Here is a 15,036-nt window from a genome sequence, read left to right on the forward strand (position 1 = left end):
CCAGGACGCCATCGCTAGAGAGCGGGATTGGTTCGCGGCGGTTGAGCGGTTCGGCTGTCGCGCTCATTCCCTAAAGTGGAACCACTGGTGATCACAATCGCCAGCCGCTTTAATCCCGGTGAAGGCTCACCAACCAGGCCGGCGAGAGAGGGAATACACCGGTTACGACCATGCTCTGATTGTTGCCGGTCGAGATTATTTCGGTTTCGTCAGGTCGGGCAACCTTGCTTTACCGTGCCGATCGCGATGCGTCGTTCGTAAGGCGGCTAGGTTCTGGCCCCGTCGGCGGCCTAGATTTAAAGACGATCTGGTCCTTAGCGCCACGCTGGTTTCCCTATATCCTCATTCCTGCAGCCAGCAGGGGACATCTATGATGGATATGGTCACGAAAGAGGCTCGGCCGAGTGTGCCGGTTCTCGGTGAGTTCAATAAAGATGCTTGCCAGGCCTATGTTTCCGGACTTGCCGATCTGTGGAATACACTCGATGTCGATCAGATGCTGCAGGTTTTCACTGAAGCATCCCGCGTCGAATATATCGACAAGGATCCTGCCATCGGCCTTGCCGCAATCCGCCGGATGCTTGCGGATAATTTTTCGACGATCGCAACGTACAGGCTCCGCAAATTTGCGCGCGTTGTCGATGAGCCTGAGATCGTCACCGAACTGGATATTCGCTGGACTACCAAGTCGGAGCCGGATATCGCAAGACACGCCCGGTGCTTCGAGATCCTGAGGATCGAGGACTCCAAACTGGTGTTTTGGGAACGATCGCCAAACTTTCGGATCCACGACCGATAGCGAACGGCGTGTAAGCAGCCGAATCCCGAGTTATCTTCGAGCGGTCACGTGTTTCGGTAGGTCGCAAGCAGTCGACAAAAGACTTCGACGGCGGAGCGCAACTGAGATGATGTGAAGCCGCCAAAGCCGAGCATCAATGCAGACGGTCTCGGTGTGGTGGCATACATTGGCGAAATAGCGCGCAGAGTAAGCCCGGTTGCACGAGCGCGCTCGGCGATATCGGTATCCTCGACATCGGCCGGTAACGACACGACGATGTGCATTCCCTGATCGGCGGCATCGACCTGGGCGCAACTCGGTAGTTGCGATTGCAGAGCGTCTAGCAGAGCCGCTCGACGATCGGCATATAGGACGCGGATCCGCCTGATATGGGCCTCAAAATGCCCTTCACGCATGTAGGCGGCGAGCGCATGCTGCTCGGCGATCGGCATGTGTCGATCGACGATCGCGCGAGCTCCGACAAACGCGTCGACTAATGCCGGCGGAACGACTGCATAGCCAATGCGAAGCGACGGGAATAAAACTTTGCTGAATGTGCCGAGGTAGATAACCCTATCCGGATCGAGGCCCTGTAGCGCGGGAAACGGGTGACCGACATAACGTAGTTCGCTGTCGTAGTCGTCCTCCACGATCCAGCTATTCCTGTCGCGCGCCCAGTTGAGGAGTGACGTTCGCCGCGCCATGCTGAGCGGCATACCAAGCGGGTATTGGTGTGATGGCGTTACAAATGCTGCCCTCGCGCCAGCGCAGCGCTCGATGCCTTGCTGGACATCGATGCCTTGGCGGTCGACCGTCAGCCGGTGAACACGACAATCAAAATTATTCAGCACCGCGGTCAAGCCGTGATAGGCGGGATCTTCTGCCCAGACGCTGTCTCCTGGACTAAAGAGAACCGACGCGCTGAGATAGAGCCCTTGCTGCGTTCCTGCCGTTATGATGATCTGGTTCGGATCGCAGCTGACGGCTCGTGATTTTCGAAGGTAATCAGCGATCGCAACGCGAAGCTCACGCACGCCTCGCGGATCGCCGTAACCGGATGGCGCCGCGAGTGCCGAGCCACGCACCCGATTGCCAATTCGCCGCCAGTGATCATCCGGTGCGATCGCACCTGTTGGAACCGCGATCGCGAAAGGCATCGGGTCTTGAGGTCTGAGAGCGCGCGCAACGCTTTCGAAGCGCTCGACATTTGCGGGCAGCGCCGGCGCCGAAGCCTTGCCGCCGGAGCCATCGTGACCGTGAGCGGCAAAAGCTCGCGGCTCGATCTGTAGCGAGACCCGTGTGCTCGCGCCAGCTTGGCCTTCGAGATAGCCTTCGGCCTTCAATTGATCGAAGGCTTCCATGACCGTGCCCCTCGACATCCTCAGCGATCGCGCAAGCGCCCTTGTCGACGGTAACTTCTCTCCTGGTTTGAGCTCACCCTTGGCGATGCAGTTGCGCAAGGCGCGAATGAGCTGCTCGCCGATCGGCCCTTGCGTGCGGCTGATCGCGCCGAGCGAAGGAAGACCAACGTCTGAAATTTTCTTTGACATCGAAACTGGCCCCGTCGTTTCCATGCGTTTGACACGCAATTTCTGGGCCAGTTGGTGAACAGCTACGCGGAACGCTTTAAGGGCGCTTCGGACATTCGCGTGTACGCGGTCTCAAGAGCGAAGAGGATGCGGCCCAACCAGTTTGGGGCGAACTGGCCCTGACCAACACTCGGCTTCATAGATACGATCAGGCGAGACGCGTCGCCCCTCTGGTCGAGACACATGACCGGACGGTGAGGTCGGCGGCGCAAAGGAGCCAACATGTACATTCCGCCGCATTTCGAAGAACCAAGCCGAGAGATCATCTTCGATCTGATCAGGGCCAATCCTCTTGGAACCCTCGTACACCGGGGACCCACCGGTCTTGACGCGAACCACGTTCCGTTCGTTCTTCTGAACGAGGAGAGAGCAGAAGGCGTTCTTCACGCGCACGTGGCCCGTGCAAACCCGATCTGGAAGGAAGTCCGCGACGGCGACGAAGTGCTCGCGATTTTTACGGCCGGGGATGCATATGTCTCGCCTAGCTGGTACCCGAGCAAGCACGAGTTCAAGAAGCAGGTCCCGACTTGGAATTACATGGTCGCACACGCGCACGGGCGTATTACCGTGCACGACGACGAGCGGTATGTTCGGGGAATCGTCGCGCGGCTTACGCGCCATCATGAAGCCAGGCTGCCAAAGCCGTGGAGAATGACCGACAGCCCCAAGGATTACATCGATGCCATGATCAAAGCCGTTGTTGGGATCGAGATCGAGATCACCCGACTGACCGGCAAATCAAAGCTCAGCCAGAACCGAGAGATGCGCGACAGGCGCAACGCGGGTGAGGTCTTGATCTCGAGAGGCGAGCAGCTGATTGGTGAGGCAATGATTGCTGCCACCCGGAAGCCCGAAAGTCGCTGAGTTTCTTGCAGAGGATACCGGGGAAGGAGGTAGATTGCAGGTGGCAGCTTATCGCATTGCCGCCCTATCGCAGTCTTCTCCATAGAAGAAGATCTCTGACAAACCGTACGAAAACTGGCGTAACCCACCCGCCAATGGGCGGGTGGTCCCTTTCCAATTTAGCCGAGCCTCGGCTTACCTGCCTTCGGCGCCTATCACCGGGACGGCGGCCAACATCGGCACGTGCTCCCTCGTGATCGGGATGCTGCCGATTTGCCCGACTGCGGACAATTCGTTCACGCGGTGCTGCTCGGACAATTGTTTGAGACGGAAGTTTTCCACCCGCGACCGCGCTTCGATTTCGCTTCGGCCATCGGCGCCGACATAGCGAACCGGCGTGTGGTTGCGCGGATCGAAATTTAAGGAGAGCACGTCGGCGCGCGCATAATGGCCTGTCGGATCGGCCGCGGCCTTGGCATAAAGAATGTGGCTCAGATCGATATCAGCGTAGAGAATGCCTTCGGCGTCCTGTGCCAGCGGTTTTGCCAATTCGCTGCCGTCAGGGCCATACATGCGTGCCCAGCCTCCGCCAAGCGGCAGCATTGCCTGCCGCTCTTCCGTATCGCAGAAGACTTCGACCGCGCTCGGACCGATTACTTGCGTGGCGCCGACGACGAATACCTGTCCTTCGATCGCGTAGGATCGCGTCACGGTCGCATTTGCTTCGACACTGAGCTGTACGATATCGGGCTGGAAAACCGACATCGGCGGCCACGAGGCCACGTGGACCTGTTCGTCGAGGCTGAACATCACATACTTGGTCAAGGGTTGCATATGCTCCCAGCAATTAAGACCACCGACCCGACCGAATGAGAAATCGTGGGTAAGGATGTCCGATCCGTTGCCCTCGCCAAAGACCGAGCGCTCGACATGGGTTGGCTTGAGTTTGCGGCGATTGGCGACGATCTGTCCGTGTTCGTCGATAAAGACCTGGCTGATATAGCGGCTGCCGGCATCCCGCTCCGAGTAACCCATCACAAGGGCGATGTTGTTGCGTCGAGCGGCCACCTGGAGGCGCCGCATCCTTTCGTCACCGAGTTCGAGCGAATTTTCGTGGTATTTCAGCAGGAACTTGAGACCCCACTTCTGGTCGCCCATCCAGGCCCAGAACGGATAGCCCGGGATGAACACCTCCGGGAATGCAATGAGCTGAGCGCCATTGCTCGCCGCTTCGTCCATAATCTTGATAGCTTTTTCGATTGTGGCATCCGCGTCCAGCCAAACTGGTTCTGCCTGCACGGCCGCTGCTTTGAAAGTCGAAGTGTAAGAGACCATCTCCGTGTTCCTAATCTTGTTTCCGATAACGATGTCACCTGCGACCCTCGCTACTGCTTTCGAGCCTGGCGCTTGGCCATGCCTCCGGCGGCCGGCGGGAAGAGCCGGCTTGAAAATTCTTCGGTGTTTCCTGCTAGCGTTCGTGCGCTCACGAATCTCGTTGCCGACGATGCCACTGTTTGCCCGCCTCGCGGGAGCTGTGGCTCATCAATCAGATTGGTTTAAGCGAAACCTGGCTTAAAGTGCAGGTCCAGTTCACGCTAAACCGAGTGGGCCAGCTTCCCAGCAAGCAAGTCGTGCATCGGGCTGCGCAGATTGAGGCGGTCGAGCATGAATCGGTGCATGCGCCCACAAACCGCGCCTTGCCAAGCTGTCAGCCGCCACCAGCCGGCCGATACCATTGATGGATATTTGGCCACGCATTTTTCGTCGCGAAGACGGTGGGCGGGTCCGAGCGGAGCCTGCTGTCCCCTCTTTTCCCCGCGGCATATATTGTAGTCCCCTCGCACTCTATCGGTAGATAGACGTTGACATTCCCGACCGCCGAACTTAGCTTGGTCCAAGCGATCTATCGATAGATAGGTATGTGGCTAGAAATCCAGTTTCAAAGCGCAACACGCGTTTGACCGCTGGTTCCGACAGGTTGAGATAGGAGAAGACCAATGAGCCAAGCCGACAAAGCCAAGGCGTTTGCAGCCCTTCACGTCAAGGGCGCCCCGCTGATTTTGTTCAATGCATGGGACGCCGGTAGCGCGAAGGCGATTGCCGAGGCGGGAGCGAAGGCGATCGCGACGAGCAGCTGGTCTGTCGCGGCGGCGCAAGGATACGAGGATGGCGAGGATCTGCCGATCGCGATCGCTGAGCAGGTCGCGGGCAGGATCGCCGCCACTGTCGACGTCCCGGTCACCGTTGATTTCGAAGGCGGTTACAGCGACGACGATGATCAGCTCGCGTCCAATGTCTCCAAGCTCCTCGAGCTCGGCGTTATCGGCATCAACTTCGAGGACCGCGTGGTCAAGGGCAAGGGGCTTTATGATCCCGAGCGGCAGGCAAAGCGTATCGCGGCGATCCGCCGCGTCGCTGACCACAAGGGTGTCCCGTTCTTCATCAACGCCCGCAGCGATGTGTTTTTTGGAAACGGCTCCGATCCCGAAGATGCCCTGCGGCGCGAAAAGGCATATGCGGCGGCTGGTGCATCCGGCTTCTTCATTCCCGGCTTGACGGATGCAAGCCTGATCAAGCGGATCGCCAGCGAAGCGACGCTGCCTGTCAATGTTATGGTAATGGGCGGACTGCCTTCCAACGACGAGCTCGTAAATCTCGGCGTTGCTCGCATCAGCTATGGGCCGATCCCGTATATCGAAGCCATGGACGCGCTGAAGAAGAAGGCGGAGACGCTTTTTTCGTAGGAGCGCCCAATTTGAGCGGAAGTCCTCGGCGGGCACATCAAGCTCGCCAGGGCTCAATTAAGTTGTCGGAAAATGATTTCATTGCTCGACGCGAAGACAATTCAAGCAATTTACCTGCTGTATGTCTGCCAAACGACCATGTCCGAAAACCGCCAGACGTGAGAGAGGGCTGCCGCCATAGTCGCGCTCATGGATATCGATCAAAATGCATGTTATGAGGCCATAAGTGCCCGCGATCGCCGCTTTGACGGCCGCTTTTTCACTGCAGTCAAGACGACCGGCATCTATTGCCGGCCGATCTGCCCGGCGGCGACACCCAAGCGGCAGAATGTGGTGTTCTATCCGACGGCTGCGGCGGCGGGCGAAGCTGGCTATCGCCCATGCCTGCGTTGTCGGCCGGAAGCGACGCCCGACATCGGCGCTTGGCGGGGATCGTTCAATACGGTCAACCGGGCCCTTGCCCTCATCGAGGATGGCGCCCTCGACGATGAGGGCGACGTCGGCACGCTCGCTGCCCGCCTCGGGGTCGGCGAGCGACACCTGCGCCGGCTGTTCCGCGAGCATCTTGGTGCCTCGCCGATTGCTGTCGCGCAGACCACGCGCGTTCATCTTGCGAAGCAGCTGCTACACGAAACGCAGTTGCCCATGAGCGAAGTCGCGCTCGCGTCAGGTTTCGGCAGTGTCCGACGGTTCAATGAGACATTTCAGACGCTGTTTGGTCGCAGCCCGAGCTCGCTGCGCCGGGGAGGGCGGTCCGAGGTTGCAGCGGCGACCGGCGGCGTGACGGTTCGGCTTCGCTACCGTGCGCCATATGACTGGCCGGCAATGCTGAGCTTCCTTTCCGCGCGCGCTATTCCTGGAATGGAGTTGGTTGAGGATGATGCCTACAGTCGCGTCATCGATCTGGGCGGAGCGATCGGCTCGGTTCAAGTCACGCAAGCGCGCGATGAGGACGCGCTGATCGCCCATATCAGGTTTCCGGTGCTTTTGCGGTTGCCCGCTATCATTGCACGGCTCTGGCGTGTGTTTGACCTTACGGCGGATCCGGAGGCGATCAACGAGCACTTGGTGCGCGACGCCAGGCTCGCGCCGATGGTTGCCGCCCGCCCGGGTCTGCGTGCACCTGGTGGATGGGACGGGTTTGAGCTCGCGGTCCGGGCGATTCTCGGCCAGCAGATCACGGTCAAGGCTGCCATCGGTCTCGCGGGAAAGCTGGTCGAACGCTACGGCGAGCCGGCACTACCGTCGGCGACGGGCGACGCGCGTTTAACACACGCATTTCCGCGACCCGAGCGAATGGCGAGTGACGACCTCCAACTCGGAATGCCGCCTTCGCGCGTGCGTTCATTACGCAGTCTCGCGTCCGCCGTGGCGGACGATCCGAATCTGCTCGGAATGGGGCGAAGCCTGGAAGAGGCAATTGAACGATTGAAGGCTCTGCCCGGCGTCGGCGAGTGGACTGCGCATTACATCGCGCTGCGAGGAATGCGTGAGCCCGATGCCTTTCCTGCTGGGGACGTCGGGCTTATGCGCGCGTTCGCCGACGAGACAGGCCTGCGGCCGACCGCGGCTCAGCTACTGGAGCGCGCCGAGGCGTGGCGGCCCTGGCGGGCTTATGCGGCCCAACATCTCTGGGCTGCTTCTTCGACTGTGGCTGGGAAGGCGGCCTGAGGCAGCGCGCCAGGTCGCGACGGCGATCACCACGCCGCGACGACGCCGGCAAACTACGCGGCCTCGATTCCAAGGAGACACTCCTTGGCAGCTAGACCACCGGCAAATCCCGTAAGCGAGCCGTCTTTGCCGATGACGCGATGGCACGGAGCCACGATCGAGATCGGATTTTTCCCGTTTGCCGCTCCGACGGCCCGGAAAGCACCAGGCTTGCCGATCGCGTACGCGATGTCGCTGTAGGTTCGAGTCTGTCCAAACGGAATGTTCAGTAGTTCGGACCAGACCCGCTTTTGAAACGCGGTCCCGACGAAGTCGAGAGGCAGATCGAATGTCTTGCGCGCGCCGGCGAAATATTCCCCCAGCTGGCGCTCGACGAGCAACAAAATGGGGTGGTCGACATTTTCGACGAGCGGCGCAACGCGCACGCGCTTGGGATCATCGTTCTCCCAGAGTATCGCAGCGAGAGCGACATCGGTCGCCACGATCTTGAGCAATCCGACCGGAGTTGCGACTGTCTTGAACGCGAAAGCCATGTAGGTCCTCCAAATCGATGTTCATTGATAGCCGAGACGCGAAAACCTTTCGCGTCTCGGGGTCCAAAGGTCTCAGCGCCGGGCTTACTGCCGCCCAGCCATAATGCCGCCGTCAACGGACAGAACGACGCCTGTGATCCACTCCGCCTGATCCGAGGCCAGAAACAGCATAGCTTCCGCCGCGTCCTCCGGCTGGCCGTTGCGGCCGAGAGGGTGCATCGCGTTGAAGGTCGGAAGCACCTGCGCGACTTGCTCGTCGCTCAGGAAGGTGTTGAAAACCGGCGTCTCGATAATGCCCGGAGCGATCGCGTTGACCCGGATCTTGTCGGCTGCGAGTTCGATCGCAAGATTCTTCGTCAATGCATGCACGCCGGCCTTCGCCGCCGAATATGCAGATGACGGCGTCGCACCGATCGCCTGGAGAGCCCACATCGAGCCAGTCTGAACGATTGCGCCGCCCCGGCCGGCAGCCTTCATTGCTTTCGCTGCGGCCTGCGCGGCGAAGAAGCTTCCCTTGAGGATAGCATTGGCGAAACGGTCATATTCGGCTTCGTCGACCTCGAGGAACGGCTTAGGGGTGAAAATACCCGCGTTGTTGAAAAGCACGTCCAGCCGTCCAAAGTGGTAGAGAGCAGCCTTGACCGCAGCTTCACCGGTTGCGGGCGACGCGACATCCCCGACCTGGGGGATCGCAAGCTTCCCTGTCGGATCGATGTCCTTGGCCGCGGCCTCGGTCTTCGCTGCGTTTCGGCCATTGATGACAACGCGGCCGCCCTCCGCCACGAAGCGCCGCGCCACTTCCTTCCCCATTCCCGAATTGCCACCGGTGATGATCGCTACCTTATCCTGAAATCGCATAGCCCTTTTCCTTGCGTTGATACCTATCGATAGATAGACATTCTCTTGGATAACCGGCGACGAACCGCAGGTCAATACCTATCTATCGATAGACAGTCACCGAGATGGATTGTATGAAGGGGCATCCCCGAAAACTCCGTCATGCCCACCAGGGCTACGTTCGAACAGAGGTTCCGACGATGTATTATGAAGTTGTCTCGCAATGCACGCAGTCGCTGAAGTTGGTCGAAGGCTGGCTCGACAAAGCTGAGGCATTCGCGAAAGCTGAGAACCTCGATGTTGATACGTTGTTGAAGGGTAGCCTTGCACCGGACATGAAACCATTGATCTATCAGGTACAGAGCGCTTGCGACTATGTGAAGGCCGGAGCGGCTTGGCTGTCGGGTCAAAAGGCGCCGAGACACGAGGATAATGAGAGGACGGTCGAGGAGTTGCGCGCTCGCATACGCAAGACGGTCGATTTTGCGAACAGCGTCACTCAGGAGCAGTACCGAGACGCCGAAAGCCAACAGATCAGCCTGTCGTGGGCGCCCGGAAAGGTTCTCGGCGGCAAGGACTACCTTCTTCAGATGACGATCCCGAATGTCTATTTTCACATTGCGATGGTCTACGCGATCCTTCGCAACCACGGCGTCGACGTCGGTAAGATGGACTTCCTCGGGCCCGTCAATTTCGTCGACGCGTGAGCGTGTAAGTCGCTCGGCCTCAAACGGGTGGGCGGCCTTTCATTCACGAGCCCCGGCTGAGGGCCAGCGGGAATGGTGCGGCGCGCATTAGCCTTCAATGGCCAGGCGACAGGCCGAATATGCGCGGACAAGCGCGTCGAGGCTGAAACCTCGGTTAAGTCCGCTTGGATTGGGCAATACCCATGCAGGGACACCTCCAAAGTCAAAGGGCTGGCGGCCCCAGGTCGTGTCGTTCACCTGCAGCATTTCCGCGAGCGCGCGTTTGCCGAGGAATGCGATCGCCCGTGGCGCAAGGTTGCAGATCCGCCCTTCAAGGCCCGTCCGGGCGTCTCGAAATTCTCCCGCCGTAATCTCGCTTGCCCGCCGCGTTGGGCGGCGCACGGCGGTTGTGAGCCCGCATCCATAGGCGAGCAGGCGGCGTTCATCCTTGGGCTCCAGGCGCTCGTCAGTGAAACCTGCAAGATGAAGCACGGTCCAGAAACGATTGCTCGGTGTCGAGAAGCTGTGACCGGACGATTCCGTGCTCATGCCCGGATTGAGCCCGCAAAAGATGACCTTCAGCCCATTCTCAAGAATGTCGGGCTCATAACCGGCCATGCCGACCTGTCCTCAGTGTCGTCGCCCATTGAATAGCGGAAGGCAGCGAAGCGTACCGGCCGAACCGCCAGGTGAGGCTGGCGGTCGGGACGGTCTACGCTGCGGCAAGCGCGGGAGTTACCAGGCTCGCGGTCGCATGATCGAAGGCGCTGATGTCGCCGTACGCACGTGCCAGAATCAATCCACCTTCGAGCGTTGCCATGATCTGGAAAGCGCGTTCCGCAGCGTTCGGTCCGCCGATCCGGCTCGAAAGATCATCGATGCATCGGCGGAAATAGGTCTCGATCTCTTCGAGGACCTCGGAGGGTAAACCGCCGGCTTCGGCGCCGAGCATGCCGTTCAGACACATGCGTCCATCGCGTTCAATTTCGTTGCGGAAGATCGATCGATAGACCGCGATGACCTCATCAGCGGTTTCTCCGGGCCGTCGGCCGACGAGGTCGAAGAAGCGCTCGCCGTAGCGTCTGACGACGGCTGCGGCCATTCCCGCCTTGGTGGGAAAATGATGGTGGACGCTTGCGCTTTTGATCCCGATTTCCGCCGCAAGCTCGCGAAAGCTGAACCCCCGGTAGCCAGCGTCGCACATGCGAGCCTCGGCCAGGTCCAATAAACGGTTAGCAGTTTCAGTCATGTCAAAGTCTCCTGTCTATCGATAGATAGATGGAAAACGAGAAAATTACTAGGGGGTACCCATATCTATCTATCGATAGAATGGAACGCGATCCATAGACGACGGGGGTTCAACCCTTTCGCGCGCGACGACGAGCTTGCATGGAGCTCTACGCGTGTCCGGCGGATCATGATCGCGATCGGCCCCCACGGTCTTCAATCAACTCAAACGAGTCGGAATCGCCGGCACACTTCGACGCTGAGCGAACCATTTGCAATGTCGCATGTGATACGGACAAGATCGGAGATCATCGTGGACGATCGTCTTAGTACCGACGTGTGCTCATTTTTGGAGCAATTCTGTGAGGTGTAGCCGTGCCAGATACGACGACGTCGACCGCTGCCGTCGCAGGACCAGACACTATTCAGCGCCTTCAGTCGAGCGTTCCTGAGGCCCTTGCCCTGATGGCGGCGATGGAGCTTGATCTCTTCTCGCATCTGACCACCGGCATACACGAAAGTGCTGCGCTCGCATCAGCTTTGTCGGTAAGGGAGGATCGGCTGCTTCGATTGCTCTACGCATTGACGGCGATCGGGCTCGTCGAGCGGCGCGTTCAAGGTTTCGCAAACTCGGCGGAGGCTGCGACCTATCTGGACCGGAAATCGCCTTCCTTTGTCGGCGATTTACATCGCTTTTGGCGCGAGATCTGGTCGGCCGACATGCACACGGCTGAGAGCATCCGGTCAGGCAAACCGGCTTGCAAACTGGACTTCGAAGCCGCATCAGAGAACGATCTGCTTCGGATTCTTCGCGCGACACATCCAAACACGCTCCGGGCCGGCCGAGATTTGCTCAAGCGCTACGACTTCTCAGGCTGCCGGTCGATTATCGACATTGGCGGCGGTTCGGGAGGGCTCGTTGCGACTTTATGCCAGGCGCACCCAGCCATTCAGGGAACGCTGTTCGACCTTCCACGAACAGCCGCACTCGCTCGGCAGATCCTGCAAGAAGCCGATGGAGGAGGGCGAGTCATTGTCGAAGAAGGCGACATTCTGAAAAGCTCACCGAGTGGAACGCACGACGTCGTCATCATGCGGGCGCTGATTCAGACGCTTGCTGGAGCAGATGCAGCCCGCGCGATCTCGAACGCCGCCGCGTTGCTGCCAATCGGCGGTCACATCTATATCATCGGCGCCGGGATCCTGGATAACGATCGAACATCGCCGCGTTCGGCGGTGTTCATGAATCTCACGTTTCTCAATCTCTACGACGGCGGCGCCTCATACACGGAAGCTGAGCACGTCAGCTGGCTCGAAGCAGCTGGGTGCGATTTGCGCGAGCGCGCGCCGTTGCACAACGGCAGCATCATACGCGCGCAAAAAATCTCCAACGAACGATCCAGCCCGTCAGCTAGGACGGCGGCGGATTAAGGCGGATCGGGGGCGTAAAGCCCCCTCCATCGATGAACGCAACCTGGAGCATCAGGCCGCCTCCCGCTCGGCTTCGGATTTTGGTTGGAGCGAGTGCAGGAAAGCGGCCGCGCGCTGCGCATGGGCGGCGGCCTGGAAAATCGCGCGCTTGTCGCCTTGCAGGACCTGCAGCCAAGATTGCACATAGCTCGCGTGCTCGGGCCGTGGCTCAAGCTCAGGCACGATTCCAAGGTCGGCGCAGAGCAACGCCGATCCGATCTCGGCGACCAGCTCTTCCCTCGCGCGTTCGCTGCGGTCCTTCGCATATCGGCTGAGATCGCGACCGACGCGGCGCGAATCTGCAGTCCAGTGTACATGCTCATGGCTCAACACAGCAACGTAAGACGCTGCATCGCGAAAGCTCTCGAACGGCGGCATTTGAATATGATCGGTCGAGGGCGCATAAAACGCATGGGAACCGCCGTGTCGGATCACCGAGCCGGTATTAGCGAAGAAGCGGTCGGCCTGCTCGATCCGCTGGACCTGATCAATCACCGGCGCCTGTCGCTGATAGACATGATCGGGCAATCCAGCGATCTGCTCGACGTTGAAAACGGAATACGTCTTGAGGAACGGAATGTCGCGTTCGACCTCGCCGCCATTCCCGTCGGTCTCCGTCCGGGTGAAGCGGCTCGCATAGATGACGGTCGCGCCTGACTCGCCCTTGCGGACGTGGCCGTCAAGCTCGATCGCCTGCTTGAACGTCATCCAGATCGGGGAGGTGAAGCCGCGTGCAAGCGCTTCCGACCAGAGAAGGAGCACGTTCATGCCGCTGTAGGGTTCACCATTATGGCGGAGTGGCCGGGTGATAGACCGTCCACCGTGGCCGGCAGCACTCCACGGCTGGACCCAGGGACGAACACCCTTTTCGAGATCGGCCACGATGCGATCGGTGATGCGCGCATAGATATCAGCGCGCGAGTTTTCTTTCTTCTCGGTCATTTCCTGAACCTCCGTTTGAAGGTCGCGCCCATCGCGACCCCGTTGCGGCGGTCCATCGCCAGGGAAGTCAGGGGGTCGGCGCACCCTTCGGGCCGCAACGAAGTGGAGGGCGGCGAAGCCGCTGCGCTGGACGCCGGCCCTGGCAGGACCAAAAGCCGGACGGGGTTCCGCGCTGGGCTCTACCTTCCTCATTTCCTCCATTCTTCTTTTGTCGAGCGGCCGCGGTGCGGTCGCGAAAGCGACGCGAAAAGGGCCGGCTCCCACTGGGAACCGGCCCGGCGTCGAAGTCATCGAGGAGGGGCGAGGCCGAAGCCTCGCCCAGTGCGATCAGCCGAAAGCGGCCATCTGCACCTCGGCCGCCTTGCGATCGAGCGCCTGGCCGGCATTTTCGACCGGACGCTCGAACGGCTTCCAGCGTTCGCCGACGACGTGCTCGTAGGCCGCGACGGCGCCCTCGGCCGCCATACGGAGTGCATGCGACTGGAGGGCCATGTCCGCGGCGAACTCGCGCTTGCGCTGCGCGCCGCTGTCGAAGCCGACCGGGCCATCGAGGTCCTCGTCACGTAGATCGTTGGAAGCCTTGGCCGTCGCGTCGCGGGCTTCGGTGACAGCGCGGCTGTAGAACTGACCAGCTCCATGCGCCGAGCCGACATAGGCGCCGACGATCCTTTGCAGATGGATCTGCATCGCCCGTTCGCCGAGACCTTCGCTCAGGCTATCGGCTGTCTCGATGATCATGCGCTGATGGAGGTCGCGGATACCGTGGCTGTCGAGAACGGGAAGACCGAAGCTTTCGGAGATGAGGGTCGCCTGGGCGGCGTCGGGGCAGGCGAGCCTGACCATCTCGAGCGTGGTGCCCTTGCGCAGCTGGAGGACCTTTGCGGGCTGACGTTGGGTGCGAGCGGTCTTGGTCATTTGAATATCCTTTCCTTCGGTTTCTCCCGAAAGCTTGGGCCGGCTCCTGCCGGTCCTCCCTTCGGGTGCGATCGACCGAAACCGGTGGAATGACGGGCGCTTCAGGGTCCGGCGCCGCTAGATCGAGCGAAGCGGGTTTGCGCGCGAGCAGGGCTTTCAGCCCTCGCGAAGTGCGCGGGCCCGCTTTGCCGAGATCGGCGGCGCCGGCCGCAATGCGGCGCGGCACGCGGCCTTGAAGCGACCGGCCGCCGGTTTAAGAGCGCAACAAAACCCGAGGGGAGGTCCGGCGGGACGGAACCCCAAGCAGAATGGAAGCCGATCAAAAAGGATTTTCATGAGCCGCTGCTCCACTCGGCCGAAGGACAGGTATCCACGAAGCTGTGCACTCGACGTTGATCTGACGACTGCCACTGCGCCCCGACACCTCGTCGGAGATCGTCGGCGACCTTTCCCGTCCGCACCTGCAGCTCGCAAATACCAGCGCAGTCGTCGTGACGGTCGCCGCGCCGGTTCCGAGCCATTGGCGGCTCTGGCAGCGATCGGCAAGGATGCGCCGACATGATGTCTCCTTGAATTGCGCAGGCGTGAAAACGACGCCGCCGCCTGAGACCGGCGGCGGCTAACTGCTCGAATTGGAGGAAACCTTGCGCTACTCCGCCGCTTCGCGGAAGGTCTCGACGTTGTTGTCGGCGGCTTCCTCGCCGATATCTGCGACGTCCTCCTCTGCCCCATCGTCGTCTGCCATCGTCGCGTTCGACGACAACCAGTCGAAGAGCTTCACCGGCTCGGGCGCGAACAGCG

General features: G+C 60.4%; 14 protein-coding genes. 6 read left to right on the forward strand and 8 right to left on the reverse strand.

Annotated elements, in window-relative coordinates; genetic code table 11:
• Window positions 1-370 precede the first annotated feature (370 nt).
• The gene (locus GA0061103_RS33725; protein WP_092720200.1) at window positions 371-799 is read left to right on the forward strand and encodes a nuclear transport factor 2 family protein; all 429 of its coding nucleotides are present in this window, start codon (window positions 371-373) and stop codon (window positions 797-799) included.
• Between the two features lie 44 nt (window positions 800-843).
• Here GA0061103_RS33725 and pdxR read toward each other — a convergent pair whose 3' ends face one another.
• On the reverse strand, window positions 844-2,328 hold the full coding sequence (gene pdxR / locus GA0061103_RS33730) for a MocR-like pyridoxine biosynthesis transcription factor PdxR (RefSeq protein ID WP_092720203.1): 1,485 nt from the start codon (window positions 2,326-2,328) through the stop codon (window positions 844-846).
• Between the two features lie 261 nt (window positions 2,329-2,589).
• Here pdxR and GA0061103_RS33740 point away from each other — a divergent pair, with 261 nt between their 5' ends.
• A complete protein-coding gene (locus tag GA0061103_RS33740) occupies window positions 2,590-3,231 on the forward strand; it encodes an FMN-binding negative transcriptional regulator (RefSeq protein ID WP_092720207.1) in 642 nt (213 codons plus the stop codon).
• 174 nt (window positions 3,232-3,405) lie between these two features.
• On the opposite strand, the gene GA0061103_RS33745 is transcribed toward GA0061103_RS33740, so the two are convergent.
• A complete protein-coding gene (locus GA0061103_RS33745; RefSeq protein ID WP_092720209.1) occupies window positions 3,406-4,545 on the reverse strand; it encodes a carbon-nitrogen hydrolase family protein in 1,140 nt (379 codons plus the stop codon).
• Window positions 4,546-5,207: 662 nt separating this feature from the next.
• On the opposite strand from GA0061103_RS33745, the gene GA0061103_RS33750 reads away from it, so the two are divergent.
• Together GA0061103_RS33750 and GA0061103_RS35635 are read left to right on the forward strand one after the other, a co-directional pair.
• Window positions 5,208-5,954: an isocitrate lyase/PEP mutase family protein gene (locus GA0061103_RS33750; protein ID WP_092720211.1), complete on the forward strand. Its 747-nt coding sequence runs from the start codon at window positions 5,208-5,210 to the stop codon at window positions 5,952-5,954.
• Window positions 5,955-6,143: 189 nt separating this feature from the next.
• A complete protein-coding gene (locus tag GA0061103_RS35635) occupies window positions 6,144-7,625 on the forward strand; it encodes an AlkA N-terminal domain-containing protein (protein ID WP_092720214.1) in 1,482 nt (493 codons plus the stop codon).
• Window positions 7,626-7,678: 53 nt separating this feature from the next.
• Here the strand turns inward: GA0061103_RS35635 and GA0061103_RS33760 are convergent, their stop codons facing one another.
• Together GA0061103_RS33760 and GA0061103_RS33765 are read right to left on the reverse strand one after the other, a co-directional pair.
• The gene (locus GA0061103_RS33760; protein ID WP_092720216.1) at window positions 7,679-8,158 is read right to left on the reverse strand and encodes a methylated-DNA--[protein]-cysteine S-methyltransferase; all 480 of its coding nucleotides are present in this window, start codon (window positions 8,156-8,158) and stop codon (window positions 7,679-7,681) included.
• Window positions 8,159-8,242: 84 nt separating this feature from the next.
• Window positions 8,243-9,016 (reverse strand): SDR family NAD(P)-dependent oxidoreductase, encoded by a 774-nt coding sequence (locus GA0061103_RS33765; RefSeq protein ID WP_092720218.1) that lies wholly within the window; start codon window positions 9,014-9,016, stop codon window positions 8,243-8,245.
• 179 nt (window positions 9,017-9,195) lie between these two features.
• Here GA0061103_RS33765 and GA0061103_RS33770 point away from each other — a divergent pair, with 179 nt between their 5' ends.
• Window positions 9,196-9,702 carry a DUF1993 domain-containing protein gene (locus tag GA0061103_RS33770; RefSeq protein WP_092720220.1) on the forward strand — a complete coding sequence of 169 codons (507 nt, stop codon included), beginning with the start codon at window positions 9,196-9,198 and terminating at the stop codon, window positions 9,700-9,702.
• An 87-nt stretch (window positions 9,703-9,789) separates the two neighbouring features.
• Here the strand turns inward: GA0061103_RS33770 and mug are convergent, their stop codons facing one another.
• Both mug and GA0061103_RS33780 read right to left on the reverse strand, forming a co-directional pair.
• Entirely contained in the window at window positions 9,790-10,299 is a 510-nt protein-coding gene (gene mug, locus GA0061103_RS33775; protein WP_092720223.1) for a G/U mismatch-specific DNA glycosylase, read from the reverse strand.
• A gap of 94 nt (window positions 10,300-10,393) precedes the next feature.
• Window positions 10,394-10,930, reverse strand: coding sequence for a TetR/AcrR family transcriptional regulator (locus tag GA0061103_RS33780; protein ID WP_092720224.1), 537 nt, complete (start codon window positions 10,928-10,930; stop codon window positions 10,394-10,396).
• 353 nt (window positions 10,931-11,283) lie between these two features.
• Between GA0061103_RS33780 and GA0061103_RS33785 the strand changes: the two genes are divergently transcribed.
• The gene (locus tag GA0061103_RS33785; RefSeq protein WP_141694511.1) at window positions 11,284-12,339 is read left to right on the forward strand and encodes a methyltransferase; all 1,056 of its coding nucleotides are present in this window, start codon (window positions 11,284-11,286) and stop codon (window positions 12,337-12,339) included.
• A 51-nt stretch (window positions 12,340-12,390) separates the two neighbouring features.
• Here the strand turns inward: GA0061103_RS33785 and GA0061103_RS33790 are convergent, their stop codons facing one another.
• Window positions 12,391-13,320 (reverse strand): ArdC family protein, encoded by a 930-nt coding sequence (locus GA0061103_RS33790; protein WP_092720229.1) that lies wholly within the window; start codon window positions 13,318-13,320, stop codon window positions 12,391-12,393.
• A 327-nt stretch (window positions 13,321-13,647) separates the two neighbouring features.
• Window positions 13,648-14,235 (reverse strand): hypothetical protein, encoded by a 588-nt coding sequence (locus GA0061103_RS33795; RefSeq protein ID WP_092720231.1) that lies wholly within the window; start codon window positions 14,233-14,235, stop codon window positions 13,648-13,650.
• Window positions 14,236-15,036: the final 801 nt, after the last annotated feature.

Source organism: Martinezella multihospitum, from assembly GCF_900094585.1.
GTDB lineage: Bacteria > Pseudomonadota > Alphaproteobacteria > Rhizobiales > Rhizobiaceae > Rhizobium > Rhizobium multihospitium.